Here is a 13,905-nt window from a genome sequence, read left to right as displayed (position 1 = left end):
CACTCCACAGAACTGCTCGCTGCGCTCGCACTTCCGCGGGGACCCCGAATGACGGATCCGACCAGCCTCGGCCGGCACGACTCCTGGGAGGGCGTCCGCGCGGTCGTCGCGGGGTTCGGCGTGTCCGGATTCGCCGCGACCGACAACCTCAACCACCTCGGCGCCACCGTCACCGCGCTCGACGAGTCCGACGGCGGCCCCGACAGCGACCGCCGCGAGCGGGCCGAGCTGCTGGAGGTCCTGGGCGCCACGGTCCGTCTCGAGCCGGGCGCGACCGCGACCCTGCCCGACGACGTGGACCTCGTGGTGACCTCGCCGGGCTGGAAGCCCTCCGCCCCGCTGCTCGCGCAGGCCCGTGACCGTGGCATCCCCGTCTGGGGCGAGGTCGAGCTCGCGTGGCGGCTCCGGGACCCCGACCACGCCGCGCCGTGGCTGTGCGTGACGGGCACCAACGGCAAGACGACCACGGTCCAGATGCTCGACTCGATCCTGCGCGCCGCCGGCCTGCGCAGCGTCGCGGTCGGCAACGTCGGCCTGCCGATCGTCGAGGCCGTCATGGACCCCGAGCCGTACGACGTCCTCGCCGTGGAGCTGTCGAGCTTCCAGCTCCACTACACCGACTCCATGAGTGCGGAGTCGGCCGCGGTCCTGAACATCGCGGAGGACCACCTCGACTGGTACACGGGCCCGACCGGGATGGCGGAGTACGCCGCCGACAAGGGCCGCATCTACGAACGGGTGCAGCGGGCCTGCGTCTACAACGTGGCCGACCCCGAGACCGAGCGGCTGGTCCGCGAGGCCGACGTGACGGAGGGCGCGCGGGCGATCGGCTTCACGCTGGGCATGCCCGGGGTCGGGATGCTCGGCGTGGTCGACGACATCCTGGTCGACCGCGCGTTCATCGAGCAGCGCGACACCAGTGCCGCCGAGCTGTGCACGCTCGCCGACCTCACCCTCCCCGGCCAGGCAGGGGCGGCGCCGCACCTCGTCGCCAACGCCCTCGCGGCCGCGGCGCTCGCCCGGTCCCACGGGGTCTCCCAGGCGGCCGTGCGCGAGGGCCTGCGCTCCTTCCGCCCCGACGGGCACCGGATCGCCACCGTGGCCGAGATCGACGGCGTCACCTGGGTCGACGACTCCAAGGCCACCAACCCGCACGCCGCGCAGTCGTCGCTGCAGGCCTACGAGCCGGTGGTGTGGGTCGCCGGCGGGCTCGCCAAGGGGGCGAGCTTCGACGAGCTGGTCCTCGCCGTGCGGGGCCGGCTGCGGGGCGTCGTGCTGCTGGGACGTGACCGCGACCTCATCGCCGAGGCGCTTTCGCGACACGCGCCCGATGTGCCCGTGATCGCCGTCGACGCCGACGAGACTGGAGCCGAGCATGACTCCATGGAGCGCGTCGTGGAGGTGGCGGCCGCGTTGGCCCGACCCGGCGACACGGTCCTGCTGGCTCCGGGATGCGCCTCCATGGACATGTTCGCCAACTACGCCGAGCGCGGTGACGCCTTCGCCGCGGCGGTGAGGCGGCGGCAGGTTCCGTAGGCGAGACACAGGGAGGGGAGCGCGAGGCGATGACGACCGCGAACCCCGAGCAGGCCCGAGGCCGCCAGGCCGCGAGGGTCAAGCCAGGTCCCCTGAGCTGGTACGCCGCCCTCCGCGAGGCCCTGGACCGCCCGCTGACGTCGTACTACCTGCTCCTCGGGGCGTCGGCGCTGCTGCTCACCATCGGCGTGATCATGGTGCTGAGCGCGTCGAGCGTCTACTCCTACCAGCAGAACGACGGCGACTCCTACGCCGTGGTGAAGCGCCAGCTGATGTGGGTGGCCATCGGCCTGCCCTGCGCCTGGGTCTCGAGCCGGATGACGCACCGCTGGGTCCGGCGGCTGGCGTGGCCGGGCTACTTCCTGTCCCTGGTCCTCCTGCTGCTCACGGCCTTCCTCGGTGTCGCGATCAACGGCAACCAGAACTGGCTGCGCCTGGGCCCCGTGGTGATCCAGCCCGCCGAGATCGCGAAGTTCGCGCTGATCCTGTGGGCCGCCCACGTCTACGCCCACAAGGAGCGCCGGCTCGACAACCTCCACCAGGTGATGATGCCGGTGGTGCCGGGCCTGCTGGCGGCCACCGGCCTGGTCGTCTTCGGGCACGACCTCGGCACCGCGCTGGTGCTGTTCGCGATCCTGCTCGGGATGCTGTGGGTGGTCGGTGCCCCGGCGCGCTTCTTCGTCGTGTGCATCTCGGTCGTCAGCGTGACCGCCATCTTCCTGGCCTCCACCAGCCCTGAGCGCCTGGCCCGCATCACCAACTTCGCCGACCCGTTCAAGGACTTCCACGACACCGGGTGGCAGCCGGCCCACGGCCTCTACGCGCTCTCCACGGGAGGCTGGTTCGGGCAAGGCATCGGGGCCAGCCAGCAGAAGTGGGGCGACCTCCCCGAGGCCCACACCGACTTCATCTTCGCGGTGCTGGGGGAGGAACTTGGCCTGGTCGGGACCCTGCTGGTCATCGCGCTGTTCCTCACCATCGCGTACGCCGCCCTGCGGGTGGCCCGCGAGACCAAGGACCCGTTCGTCCGGTACGCCACCTTCGGCGTCGTGGTGTGGTTGCTCGGCCAGATGATCATCAACGTCGGGATGGTGCTCGCGCTGCTGCCCGTCATCGGCATCCCCCTGCCACTGGTGTCCTACGGTGGCTCCTCGCTCGTGCCGACCCTCGTCGCGCTCGGCCTGCTGATCGGCTTCGCCCGCCGCGAGCCCGAGGCGGCCCGGGCCCTCGCCCAGCGTCGCCGGGACCGATCGGTGGGGCTCTCCGCCGGCCGGGTCACCCGCCGCGGCCTCTGACGACGTCCGACGGCTAGGTTTTCCCTGATGCGCGTTCTCCTCGCCGGCGGCGGTACCGCCGGCCACACCTCGCCCCTGCTCGCCACGGCCGACGCGTTGCGCCGGCTGGTCCCCGACGTCGAGATCACCTGTCTCGGCACCCCGCGGGGCCTCGAGACCCGGGTGGTGCCCGAGGCCGGCTACCCGCTCGAGCTGATCCCGCCGGTGCCCATGCCGCGCCGGCCCAACGCCGACCTGGTCAAGGTGCCCGCGCGGCTCCGGGGCGCGGTCAAGGCCACCAACGAGGTGCTAGACCGGGTGCGTCCGGACGTCGTCGTCGGCTACGGCGGCTACGTCTCGGTGCCGGCGTACCTCGCCGCCCGCCGCCGCAAGCTGCCGCTGGTGGTGCACGAGCAGAACGCCCTGCCCGGGCTCGCGAACAAGCTCGGTGCCCGGCTCGCCCAGCGCGTCGCGGTGAGCTTCCCCGACACGCCGCTGCCGCGGGCGGAGTACGTCGGCCTGCCGATCCGACGGATGATCTCGACCCTCGACCGGGCCGCGAGCCGGGCGGAGGCACGAGCCTTCTTCGGTCTCGACCCCGACCGTCCCACCCTGCTGGTGACCGGTGGCTCGCAGGGCGCCACCCGCCTCAACCGGGCCGTGTCCGCGTCCGCCCGGGCGCTGGCCGACGCCGGCGTCCAGGTGCTGCACGTCCAGGGCAAGCACGGCGGCGCCGAGCCGGAGGCGACGGAGGTCCCCTACGTCGTGCTCGAGTTCGTCGACCGGATGGACCTCGCCTACGCCGCCGCCGACCTGGTGGTCTGCCGGGGCGGAGCCAACAGCGTCACCGAGGCCGCCGCGACCGGGCTCCCCGGCATCTACGTCCCGCTCCCGATCGGCAACGGGGAGCAGGACCACAACGTCCGACCGCTGGTCGACGCCGGAGGCGGCCTCCTGGTCGGCGACGCGGCCGTCACCCCCGAGTGGGTCGCCGCCACGGTGCCCGGCCTCGCCAACGACCCCGAGCGGCTCGCCCGGATGGGGACGGCGGCTGCCGCGCTGGTCCCGCGCGACGCCGACGACGAGCTGGCCCGGATCATCGTCGAGGCGGCGGGAGGAGCGCGATGAGGATCCCGGTCCCCACCGTCATCCCTCCGGCGTCCGAGCTCGGCCGGGTCCACTTCGTCGGCATCGGTGGCGCCGCGCTGTCCGGCATCGCCCGGATCATGGCCCGGCAGGGCGTCGAGGTCAGCGGCAGCGACGACAACGACACCCCGTTCCTCGCGTCGGTGCGTGAGCTCGGTGTTCCCGTGCATCTGTCCTACGACGCCTCGCACGTGGGCGACGCCGACACGCTCGTGGTCACGACGGCCGCGCGCGAGACCAACCCCGAGGTGGTGGAGGGACAGGCCCGCGGGTTGCGGATCCTGCCGCGCTCGGCAGGGCTGAAGTCGGTCATGGCGGACCGCCGTGTCCTCGCGGTCGCCGGCACCCACGGCAAGACCACGACCACCTCGCTGCTCACGATGGCGCTGCGCGCCACGGACGCGGACCCGACGTACGCCATCGGGGGCGTGCTCGCGGCCACCGGTCGCAACGCCGACGCCGGCTCGGGCGACCTCTTCGTCGCCGAGGCCGACGAGAGCGACGGAGCCTTCCTCGTCTACACCCCCAGCGCCGCCCTGGTCACCAACGTCGACGCCGACCACCTCGACGTGTGGGGCACCGAGGAGGCCTACCGCACGGCGTTCACCGACTTCGTCGGCACGATCGAGGACGGCGGCCTGCTGGTGCTCTGCGCCGACGACCCCGGCGCGGCCGCGCTGGCGGACGTGGGGCGCGCCCGGGGACTCGAGGTCGTGACGGTCGGCGAGGCGGCCGGCTGCGACGTCAGGATGACCGGGCTCGAGGTGAGTGCCAAAGAGTCGACGTTCGAGGTCGAGGAGGACGGTCGCACCCTCGGTCGCGTCTCGCTCCAGGTGCCGGGGCGGCACTACGCCCTCGACGCCGCGGGTGCCCTGGTGCTCGGGCTGCGCCTCGGCTTCGGCTTCGACGAGCTGGCGCGTGGGCTGGGGGAGTTCACCGGCACCGGTCGGCGCATGGAGCGCAAGGGCGAGGCCGGTGGCGTGCGCGTCTACGACAGCTACGCCCACCACCCGGTGGAGATCGTGGGCGACCTGCAGGCTGCCCGCGCGGTCGCGGGGGAGGGACGGCTCCTGGTCGCCTTCCAGCCGCACCTGGTCTCGCGCACCCGGATCTTCGGCGCGGCCATGGGCGAAGCCCTCGGAGCAGCCGACGACGTGGTCGTCCTCGACGTCTACCTCGCCCGCGAGGACGCCGACCCCGAGGTCACGGGCGCGCTGGTGGCCGACGCCGTGCCCCTCGCGCCGGAGCACGTCGCGTTCGTCGCCGACTTCGACGCCGTGCCGGCCGAGCTGGTGTCCCGGGCGCGCCCCGGTGACCTGGTGCTGACCCTGGGCGCAGGCAGCGTCACCCAGCTCGGGCCGCGCGTGCTCGAGCTGCTGGGCGGAGCCGATGCGTAGCCCCGTGCGCCGACCCGGCGCCGAGGAGGCGCCGCCCGACCGCAGCGCGCTGCGCAGCCGCCGCCGGTTCACCCGCCGGCAGTGGGCCCGCCGCTGGCTCACCTGGAAGCCCGTCGTGGCCGTCCTGCTGCTGGTCGCCCTCGTCGCCGCCGGCGTGTGGGCGGTCTACTTCTCCTCCCTGCTCGCCGTGAAGGGCGTCGAGGTCACCGGCGCCACCACTGCCGGGACCAGCCAGATCCGGTCGGTGGCGAAGGTCCCGTCGGGCGAGCCGCTGGCCCGGTTGGACCTCGACACGATCCGGGCCCGCGTGGAGGCCCTCGCCGTCGTGCGGTCCGCCGACGTCAGCCGGGAGTGGCCGGACCAGGTCCTGATCCGGGTGCACGAGCGCACCGCCGTCGCGGTCGTCGAGATCGGCGGCCGGCTGCGCGGCATGGACGCCGACGGGGTGGTCTTCCGCGACTACCGCCAGGCCCCGCCCGGCCTGCCGCACGTCCAGACGACGGCCGAGACCCGCAGCGACGCGCTCCAGGAGGCGGCCCGGGTGGTCGCCGCCCTGCCCGCGGACCTGGCGCAGCGGGTCGACCACGTCGAGGTCGAGACCGTCGACCAGATCTCACTCGTCCTGCGCGACGGACGCGTCGTGCGGTGGGGGAGCGCGGACGAGTCCGCGCTCAAGGCCGAGGTCATCTCCGCCTTGCTCCAGGCCAAGCAGGCCCAGGAGTACGACGTCAGCGTCCCCGGTCAGCCCACCACCCGCTGACCCGGCGCTCTGCGGAATCACCGGAAGAACAAGGCGGTTCCATGCCTCGTGGGCGTGTCTGCGCGATTCCAGAGTGATCCCTGCCTACTCTCGTGACCACGACGAGGTTGACATAACTATAACCCTCAGCCTGAGGGTCAGAGTTTGTGAAAGTCACTTCCCACAGAGCACAGACCCGAAGTCGTCCGAGGAACCGGACACGATCAGCGAGAGGCGAATCCGCCGTGGCAGCAGCGCAGAACTACCTGGCCATCATCAAGGTCGTTGGCATCGGTGGTGGCGGTGTCAACGCCGTCAACCGGATGATCGAGGTCGGGCTCAAGGGCGTCGAGTTCATCGCGATCAACACCGACGCACAGGCCCTCCTCATGAGCGACGCCGACGTGAAGCTCGACATCGGCCGCGAGCTGACGCGCGGCCTCGGTGCCGGCGCCAACCCCGACGTGGGGGCAAGGGCCGCCGAGGACCATGCCGACGAGATCGAAGAGGTCATCAAGGGCGCCGACATGGTCTTCGTGACCGCCGGCGAGGGTGGCGGCACCGGCACCGGTGGCGCGCCCGTCGTGGCCCGCATCGCCCGCTCGCTCGGGGCCCTGACCATCGGCGTCGTGACCCGCCCGTTCGCCTTCGAGGGTCGTCGCCGCGCCAACTCCGCCGAGGAGGGGATCGCCCGGCTGCGCGAGGAGGTTGACACCCTCATCGTCATCCCGAACGACCGGCTGCTCTCGATCAGCGACCGCAACGTCTCGGTGCTCGACGCCTTCAAGCAGGCCGACCAGGTGCTCCTCCAGGGCGTCTCGGGCATCACCGACCTGATCACCACGCCGGGCCTGATCAACCTCGACTTCGCCGACGTGAAGTCGGTCATGGCCGACGCCGGCTCGGCGCTCATGGGCATCGGCTCGGCCCGCGGTGAGGACCGTGCCGTGGCGGCCGCCGAGATGGCCGTCTCCAGCCCGCTGCTCGAGGCCTCCATCGACGGCGCGTACGGCGTGCTGCTCTCGATCGCGGGCGGCTCGGACCTGGGCCTGTTCGAGATCAACGAGGCGGCCGCCCTGGTCGCCCAGGCCGCGCACGCCGAGGCCAACATCATCTTCGGTGCCACCATCGACGACGCCCTCGGTGACGAGGTCCGCGTGACGGTCATCGCAGCCGGCTTCGACGGCGGCCAGCCCAAGAAGCGCGACGAGGGCACGGTGCTGCGTCGCGAGCCGAAGCCTCTGCAGAGCCAGGAGGAGACGCGGTCCGCGGCCGCCCAGGTGGCGACCCGCCGGCCCGAGGAGAAGGCGTCCCAGGGTGTCTCGTTCCGGTCCTCCAACCCGGTGCCGACGACCGAGCGTCGCGAGCAGGCTCCCGTGAGCCAGCCCACCCAGCCCAGCCCGGCGAGCCAGCCCACCCAGCCCAGCCAGCCGCCGCGGCAGCCCCGCCAGGTCCAGTTCGACGACGACGACCTGGACGTGCCCGACTTCCTGAAGTGACGGGTGTACACCCACCGCGACGCCCTCGGCCCCGTCGACCTGGCCTTCACGGACAGGTTCGGCGGGGTCAGCGGCGTGCCCTTCGACTCCCTCAACCTCGCCCTCACCGGTGCGGACGACGAGGTCGCCCGGGCCGAGAACCTTCGCCTGGTGCTCGAGGACTTCGCGCCGGGTGCGGCGCTGGCCGACCTGCACCAGGTCCACGGGGCGCGTGTGCACGTCGTCACCGACGAGCCGTCGGCGACTCGGCCGGAGGCCGACGGCATCGTCACCGACCGCCCGGACGTCGTCCTGATGGTGCGTGCCGCCGACTGCGTCCCCGTCCTGCTGGCCGATCCCGTCGCCGGTGTGATCGGTGCCGCACACTCGGGGCGGCCGGGCCTGGCCGCCGGGGTCGTGGTCCGCACCGTCGAGGCGATGCGTGAGCTGGGAGCCGAGTCCGTCACCGCGTGGATCGGGCCGCACGTGTGCGGCGCCTGCTACGAGGTCCCGGGGGCGATGCAGGCGGAGGTGGCCGCGCTCGAGCCCGCCAGCCGCGCCACCACGTCCTGGGGGACGCCCGCGCTCGACATCGGTGCCGGCGTCCGCGCCCAGCTGCACCGCGCCGGCGTCGAGGTCGTGGACGTGTCGAGGTGCACCCGCGAATCCAGCGACCTCTACTCCTACCGCCGCGACGGCGAGGGCGCCGGCAGGCTGGCCGGGCTGGTGCGGCTGCGCCGGGCGGGGGTAAATCCATGAGCCGCCGCGACGAGATCGCCGCGAACCTCGCCACCGTGCGTGGCCGCATCGAGGGCGCCTGCTCGGAGTCGGGGCGGGACCCCGGCGAGGTGTGCCTGGTCGTCGTCACCAAGTTCTTCCCGCCCTCCGACGTGCGGATGCTGGCCGAGCTCGGCGTCACCGACGTGGGGGAGAACCGTCACCAGGAGGCACAGTCCAAGGCGGCCGAGTGTGCCGACCTGGGGCTGCGGTGGCACTTCATCGGCGGGCTGCAGAGCAACAAGGCGGCCGCGGTCGCGGCGTACTCCCACGTCGTCGAGTCGGTCGACCGGGTCAAGCTCGTCAGCCCGCTCGCCCGTGGTGCCCACGAGCGGTCGGAGCCCCTCGACTGCCTGCTCCAGGTGAGCCTCGACCCGCCCGGCGCGTCCGGCCGGGCCGGTGCCGACCCGGGGGACCTCGACGACCTGGCCCGGGCCGTGGAGGAAGCCCCACCCCTGCGGCTGCGCGGTCTGATGGCCGTCGCGCCGCTGGGCGAGGACCCGGCGCGTGCCTTCGCCGAGCTGGCCCGGATCAGGCACGACTTCACGGCTGCACACCCCGCCGCGGACTGGCTGTCGGCGGGGATGAGCGGGGACCTCGAGGAGGCCGTGCGGGCCGGTGCGACACACGTGCGTGTCGGCAGCGCGATCCTCGGATCGAGGCCCCGTGTCAAGTAGGGTCACAACCACCAAGACAGCGCCCGGATGCCGGGGGCTTCTGATCACCGGAGGACAACAGTCATGAGCGGCGCGATGCGCAAGATCGGCGAGTACCTCGGCCTGCTCGAGGACACCGGCCGGTACGACGACTACGACGGCGAGTACGAGACCCAGGACGTTCCGGTCGTGGCGCCGGCTCGCGCCCCGCAGGCGCGTGAGCCGCGCCCCGCCCCCGTGTCCGACCTCGCCGAGCGCCGTCGTCCGGCACCGGCACCCACCGGAGTGGTAGCCGAATTGTCCCGCATCACGACCCTGCACCCGCGCACCTACAACGAGGCTCGCACCGTCGGTGAGAACTTCCGCGAGGGAACGCCGGTGATCATGAATCTCTCGGAGATGGACGACAACGACGCCAAGCGTCTCGTCGACTTCGCTGCCGGACTGGTGTTTGCGACGCGTGGCACGATCGAGCGGGTGACCAACAAGGTCTTCCTGCTCTCCCCGCCGAATGTCACGGTCGCCGCCGAGGACAAGCAGCGGATCGCCGAGGGCGGTTTCTTCAACCAGAGCTAGGGCCGTCACACGTGCACATAGCCGGACAGGTCATCGAGGGCCTGCTGTGGTTCTTCATCGCCCTGCTGTGGATCCGCTTCGTCGTGGACTGGGTCCAGGTCTTCGCGCGCTCCTGGAGCCCGCACGGCCCGCTGCTGGTCCTGCTGGAGGTGGTCTACTCGATCACCGATCCACCGATTCGCGCTCTGCGCCGGGTGATTCCGCCGTTGCGACTGGGCAGTGTCTCGCTGGACCTGAGTTTCCTGATAGTGATGATCAGTGCATACGTGTTGTTGCGCATCAACCGTGGGATCTTCTTCTGATCTCCGCAAGCGCTATTGTTCGACCGACAGTTGTTTTACTGCGACTATTGAATGGGTGAGGTCATGCCGCTGACGCCTGAGGACGTGAGCAACAAGCGCTTTACTCCCGTCCGACTCCGCGAGGGGTACGACATGGGGGAGGTCGACCAGTTCCTCGACGAGGTGGAGGCCGAGCTCGCGCGGCTCACGAAGGAGAACGACGACCTGCGGTCGAAGTTGTCCTCGGCTCAGGGCGCCCCCGTCGAGAAGGCTCCCGAGCCGCCGAAGGTGGAGAAGGCCCCCGAGCCGGTTCGTGCACCCGAGCCGGTCCGTGCCCCGGAGCCCGTGGTCGCTGCGAGCCCGGTCGAGACCATTCGGGTCGAGACCGTCCCGCAGGCGTCGAACGCTGCCGCACGCCTGCTCGAGATCGCCACGCGCAACGCTGACGAGCTCGTCGAGGAGGCCAAGAACGAGGCCGACAAGATCGTCGGCGAGGCCCGCACCAAGGCAGAGCGCCTCGAGCACGAGTCCAAGGGCAAGGCCGACCGCGTCGAGGCGGACGCCCGCACTCGCGCCCAGATGCTCGACTCCGAGACCGCGGAGCGCCGCCAGCAGATGTTCGGCGACCTCGAGAAGGAGCGCGACAAGCTCAACTCCGAGGTGGAGAACCTCCGCTCCTTCGAGCGCGAGTACCGCTCCCGCCTCAAGAGCTACTTCACCCAGCAGCTCGAGGCCCTCAAGGGCTCGTCCGAGACCTCGGCGCCCTCCGACGAGCAGCCCGCGCCGAAGCGGCTGCGGTCGATCCTCGGCGAGGACGACGGCTGATCGCCGGTCCCGGGGGACACCCCGGGACACCTGATCCACCGGCACGGCCGGCCCCAGGTGGGGCCGGCCGTACCCATTTGTCGGTGTGGCTCCTTGGAGTCGCTTGTCATGAGCGGCTACCCTCCCTCAACACTGTGGCTCCCGCCACACGTGTCCCGGCCCGAGGAGGCCCTCTTCATGGCACGCAGCACCAGGAAGTCGATTGCCGGCCAGGCCGCCTCGGCCGCCCGCAAGCTGACCGGGCGTCGCTCCGCCGTCTCGGCCGAGCAGGCGCCGTCGTCCACCACCAGGACGGCCGCCAAGAAGGCCCCCACCGCGAAGGCCGCGCCGGCCAAGAAGGCCGCGCCCGCCACCAAGGCCGCTCCGGCCAAGACGGCTGCCCCCGCCAAGAAGGCCGCGCCCGCTGCGAAGAAGGCCGCGCCCACCAAGGCTGCTCCGGCGAAGAAGGCGGCGCCGGCCACCAGGGCTGCTGCGGCGAAGAAGGCGGCCCCGGCCGCCAAGAAGGCCGCTCCGGAGAAGAAGGCGGCAGCGCCTGCCACCAGGAAGACGGCTGCCAAGAAGGCCTCTCCGGCGAAGAAGGCCCCCATGAGCGCCCTCGTGGTCAAGGAAGGGGAGCAGGCCTGGACCAAGGCCGAGCTCGCCGAGGTCCTGGCCGAGCTGCACGAGCAGCGTGAGCACAGCACCCAGATCATCACCCAGCAGGAGTCGGAGCTCTCGGGCCTGATGCGCGACGCCGGCGACGGCGCCGGCCACGACCAGGCCGACCTCGGCGCCACGAGCTTCGAGCGCGACCACGAGCTGACCGTGCTCAACAACGAGCGCGACAAGCTGGCCCAGATCGAGCGTGCCCTCGGGCGCATCGACGACGGCACGTACGGCGTGTGCGAGTCCTGCGGCAACCCCATCGGCAAGATGCGGCTCATGGCCTTCCCGCGTGCCACACTGTGCATGACATGCAAGCAGCGCGAGGAACGTCGCTGAGCGACACCACAGACCCCCACCCGACCGGCAACCCGAGCTCTCGGCGAGCGCGGTTGACCCTGCTGTTCGCGGCCGTCGCCGCCACGGCGTACGTCATCGACCTGGTGACCAAGCTGCTCGCGGTCTCGCAGCTCTCCGGTCGTCCCGACGTGGACGTCGTGGGCGAGCTGCTGGTCCTGCACCTGACCCGCAACGCGGGCGCGGCGTTCAGCACCGGCACGGAGTACACCGTGGCGCTGACCTGCGTGGCGATGGTGGCCGTGCTGGTCGTCATCTGGCTCAGCCGCCGCGTCGGCAGCGTGGGCTGGGCGGTCGCGCTGGGCCTGCTGCTCGCCGGCGTCTGCGGCAACCTCACCGACCGCCTCTTCCGGTCTCCGGGGCCGATGCGCGGCCACGTCATCGACTTCGTGATGCTCCCGCACTGGCCGGTCTTCAACGTCGCCGACATGTGCATCAACGTGGCGGCCGTCCTCATCCTCGTCCAGGCCTCCCGCGGCATCCGGATCAACGGCCTGCCCACCTCGGACCGCCGGGAGGAGCCGGAGTGACCGCCGGCTCAGACCACCGCGTGCTGCCGGTGCCCGACGGTCTCGCGGGGGAGCGGGTCGACGCCGCCCTGGCCCGGATGTTCGGGCTCTCGCGCACCCGCGCCGCGGACCTGATCGCCGAGGGACACGTCCTCCTCGACGGTGCCGAGATCGGCAAGAGCGACCGGGTGCTGCCCGGTGCGCTGATCGACGTGACGATCCCGGTCACCACCGACCCGCTGGCCGTCGTCCCCGAGATCGTCGAGGGCATCAAGATCATCCACGACGACGACTCCATCGTGGTCATCGACAAGCCCGTGGGCGTGGCCGTGCACCCGTCCCCGGGCTGGTCCGGCCCGACCGTCGTCGGGCACCTGGCCGGCGCCGGCTTCCGGATCGCGACCAGCGGCGCCTCCGAGCGGCAGGGCATCGTGCAGCGCCTCGACGTCGGCACCTCCGGCGTGATGGTGATCTGCAAGTCCGAGCACGCCTACTCGCTGCTCAAGAACGCCTTCCGCCAGCGGACGGTCGACAAGACCTACCACGCGCTCGTCCAGGGCTACCCGGACCCGCTCGAGGGCACGATCGACGCCCCGATCGGCCGGCACCCGAAGGCCGACTACAAGTTCGCGGTGATGGCCGACGGACGACACAGCGTCACCCACTACGAGACCCTCGAGGCGCACCGCTTCGCGAGCCTGCTGGAGGTCCACCTCGAGACCGGGCGGACCCACCAGATCCGGGTGCACATGGCGGCGCTGAAGCACCCCTGCGTCGGAACCTGACCTACGGTGCCGATCCGGTGCTCGCGCGACGGGTCGGGCTCGAGCGGCAGTGGCTGCACGCCGTACGCCTGGGCTTCGAGCACCCCGACACCGGTGAGCACGTGGAGTACGAGTCGACCTACCCCGACGACCTCGCCCACGCGCTCGAGGTCATCCGTGACGCCGACTGACGAGCTCGACCTCACCCTGCGGCGGGCCGACTCCGACGACGCCGCCTCGATCGCCCCGCTCTACACGGCCGCCCGGCTCGCGGCGATCCCGCAGATGCCTCCCGCCGTCCACACCCCGGCCGAGGACCTGGCCTGGTTCACCGCTCAGCTGGCCCGGCCCGACCGCGAGGTCTGGGTGGCCGAGCGCTCGGGGGAGATCCTCGGCTACGCGTTGATCGACGCCGTCTGGCTGGACCACCTCTTCATCCGGGCGGACAGCAAGGGGCAGGGTGTCGGGACAGTGCTGCTCGACCTGGTCAAGTCGCTGCGGCCCGACGGTTTCGCGCTGTGGGTCTTCGAGAGCAACGCCGGCGCCCGGAGGTTCTACGCCCGTCACGGGCTCGTCGAGCTCGAGCGCACCGACGGTTCGGGGAACGAGGAGCGGGCTCCCGACATCCGGATGGCCTGGCCGGGCGCCGACCCGCAGGCCTTCTTCGGCCGGATGGTCGAGGAGGTCGACGAGCAGCTCGGCGACCTGCTGGCCCGCCGGGTGGCCCTCACCCGGGCCGAGCTGGCGTACGACGGCGGTGCCGACGCTCCGCACCCGCGGGAGCGGGAGATCGCTGAGTCGATCGCGGCGCGCGTCCCCGAGCTCGGGCCCGAGCGGCTCGCCAGGATCGTGCGCGTGGTCGTGACCGAGAGCGTCGACGCGGCCAGGTCGGACCCCGGCACCTGCTGATCCGGACTGTCGGTGCGCCCTGCCACCATGGGTTCCACG

14 protein-coding genes and 1 pseudogene are annotated in these 13,905 nt (G+C 72.0%); all 15 read left to right on the top strand.

Annotated elements, in window-relative coordinates; translation table 11 throughout:
- Nucleotides 1-48 precede the first annotated feature (48 nt).
- Nucleotides 49-1,536 (top strand): UDP-N-acetylmuramoyl-L-alanine--D-glutamate ligase, encoded by a 1,488-nt coding sequence (gene murD / locus H0S67_RS14695; protein ID WP_180933653.1) that lies wholly within the window; start codon nt 49-51, stop codon nt 1,534-1,536.
- 29 nt (nt 1,537-1,565) lie between these two features.
- Entirely contained in the window at nt 1,566-2,831 is a 1,266-nt protein-coding gene (gene ftsW / locus H0S67_RS14690) for a putative lipid II flippase FtsW (RefSeq protein WP_180933652.1), read from the top strand.
- A 24-nt stretch (nt 2,832-2,855) separates the two neighbouring features.
- A complete protein-coding gene (murG, locus tag H0S67_RS14685; protein WP_219635721.1) occupies nt 2,856-3,938 on the top strand; it encodes an undecaprenyldiphospho-muramoylpentapeptide beta-N-acetylglucosaminyltransferase in 1,083 nt (360 codons plus the stop codon).
- On the top strand, nt 3,935-5,353 hold the full coding sequence (gene murC / locus H0S67_RS14680; protein WP_180933650.1) for a UDP-N-acetylmuramate--L-alanine ligase: 1,419 nt from the start codon (nt 3,935-3,937) through the stop codon (nt 5,351-5,353). The genes murG and murC overlap by 4 nt, the downstream gene beginning before the upstream one ends.
- Complete coding sequence (locus tag H0S67_RS14675) at nt 5,346-6,113, top strand: cell division protein FtsQ/DivIB (protein WP_180933649.1); 768 nt, start codon at nt 5,346-5,348, stop codon at nt 6,111-6,113. Before murC ends, H0S67_RS14675 begins: the two co-directional genes overlap by 8 nt.
- Nucleotides 6,114-6,337: 224 nt before the next feature.
- Entirely contained in the window at nt 6,338-7,591 is a 1,254-nt protein-coding gene (ftsZ, locus tag H0S67_RS14670; protein ID WP_180933648.1) for a cell division protein FtsZ, read from the top strand.
- A gap of 3 nt (nt 7,592-7,594) precedes the next feature.
- Entirely contained in the window at nt 7,595-8,329 is a 735-nt protein-coding gene (gene pgeF / locus H0S67_RS14665) for a peptidoglycan editing factor PgeF (protein WP_180933647.1), read from the top strand.
- The gene (locus H0S67_RS14660; protein WP_180933646.1) at nt 8,326-9,024 is read left to right on the top strand and encodes a YggS family pyridoxal phosphate-dependent enzyme; all 699 of its coding nucleotides are present in this window, start codon (nt 8,326-8,328) and stop codon (nt 9,022-9,024) included. The genes pgeF and H0S67_RS14660 overlap by 4 nt, the downstream gene beginning before the upstream one ends.
- 63 nt (nt 9,025-9,087) lie before the next feature.
- Nucleotides 9,088-9,579 (top strand): cell division protein SepF, encoded by a 492-nt coding sequence (locus H0S67_RS14655; protein WP_180933645.1) that lies wholly within the window; start codon nt 9,088-9,090, stop codon nt 9,577-9,579.
- Between the two features lie 11 nt (nt 9,580-9,590).
- Complete coding sequence (locus H0S67_RS14650) at nt 9,591-9,881, top strand: YggT family protein (RefSeq protein WP_180933644.1); 291 nt, start codon at nt 9,591-9,593, stop codon at nt 9,879-9,881.
- 63 nt (nt 9,882-9,944) lie between these two features.
- Complete coding sequence (locus H0S67_RS26795; RefSeq protein WP_180933643.1) at nt 9,945-10,685, top strand: DivIVA domain-containing protein; 741 nt, start codon at nt 9,945-9,947, stop codon at nt 10,683-10,685.
- Between the two features lie 177 nt (nt 10,686-10,862).
- Entirely contained in the window at nt 10,863-11,666 is an 804-nt protein-coding gene (locus tag H0S67_RS25445) for a TraR/DksA family transcriptional regulator (RefSeq protein WP_180933642.1), read from the top strand.
- A gap of 53 nt (nt 11,667-11,719) precedes the next feature.
- Nucleotides 11,720-12,214 (top strand): signal peptidase II, encoded by a 495-nt coding sequence (locus tag H0S67_RS14635; protein WP_246354752.1) that lies wholly within the window; start codon nt 11,720-11,722, stop codon nt 12,212-12,214.
- A gap of 77 nt (nt 12,215-12,291) precedes the next feature.
- Nucleotides 12,292-13,148: pseudogene (locus H0S67_RS14630) on the top strand (RluA family pseudouridine synthase).
- The gene (locus H0S67_RS14625) at nt 13,135-13,866 is read left to right on the top strand and encodes a GNAT family N-acetyltransferase (protein ID WP_180933640.1); all 732 of its coding nucleotides are present in this window, start codon (nt 13,135-13,137) and stop codon (nt 13,864-13,866) included. The pseudogene H0S67_RS14630 and the gene H0S67_RS14625 overlap by 14 nt, the downstream one beginning before the upstream one ends.
- The last annotated feature ends 39 nt before the right edge of the window (nt 13,867-13,905 follow it).

It is taken from the genome of Nocardioides ungokensis (assembly GCF_013466985.1).
GTDB classification, from domain to species: Bacteria; Actinomycetota; Actinomycetes; order Propionibacteriales; family Nocardioidaceae; genus Nocardioides; species Nocardioides ungokensis.
Note: the sequence above shows the minus strand (reverse complement) of the source record. Positions and strands in the feature narration are given on the sequence as shown.

Coding starts and splice junctions, on each gene's coding strand:
- ftsW (WP_180933652.1), top strand. CDS start 1,566: ATGACGACCGCGAACCCCGAGCAGGCCCGAGGCCGCCAGGCCGCGAGG.
- H0S67_RS26795 (WP_180933643.1), top strand. CDS start 9,945: ATGCCGCTGACGCCTGAGGACGTGAGCAACAAGCGCTTTACTCCCGTC.
- H0S67_RS14675 (WP_180933649.1), top strand. CDS start 5,346: ATGCGTAGCCCCGTGCGCCGACCCGGCGCCGAGGAGGCGCCGCCCGAC.
- murC (WP_180933650.1), top strand. CDS start 3,935: ATGAGGATCCCGGTCCCCACCGTCATCCCTCCGGCGTCCGAGCTCGGC.
- H0S67_RS25445 (WP_180933642.1), top strand. CDS start 10,863: ATGGCACGCAGCACCAGGAAGTCGATTGCCGGCCAGGCCGCCTCGGCC.
- murD (WP_180933653.1), top strand. CDS start 49: ATGACGGATCCGACCAGCCTCGGCCGGCACGACTCCTGGGAGGGCGTC.
- H0S67_RS14660 (WP_180933646.1), top strand. CDS start 8,326: ATGAGCCGCCGCGACGAGATCGCCGCGAACCTCGCCACCGTGCGTGGC.
- H0S67_RS14655 (WP_180933645.1), top strand. CDS start 9,088: ATGAGCGGCGCGATGCGCAAGATCGGCGAGTACCTCGGCCTGCTCGAG.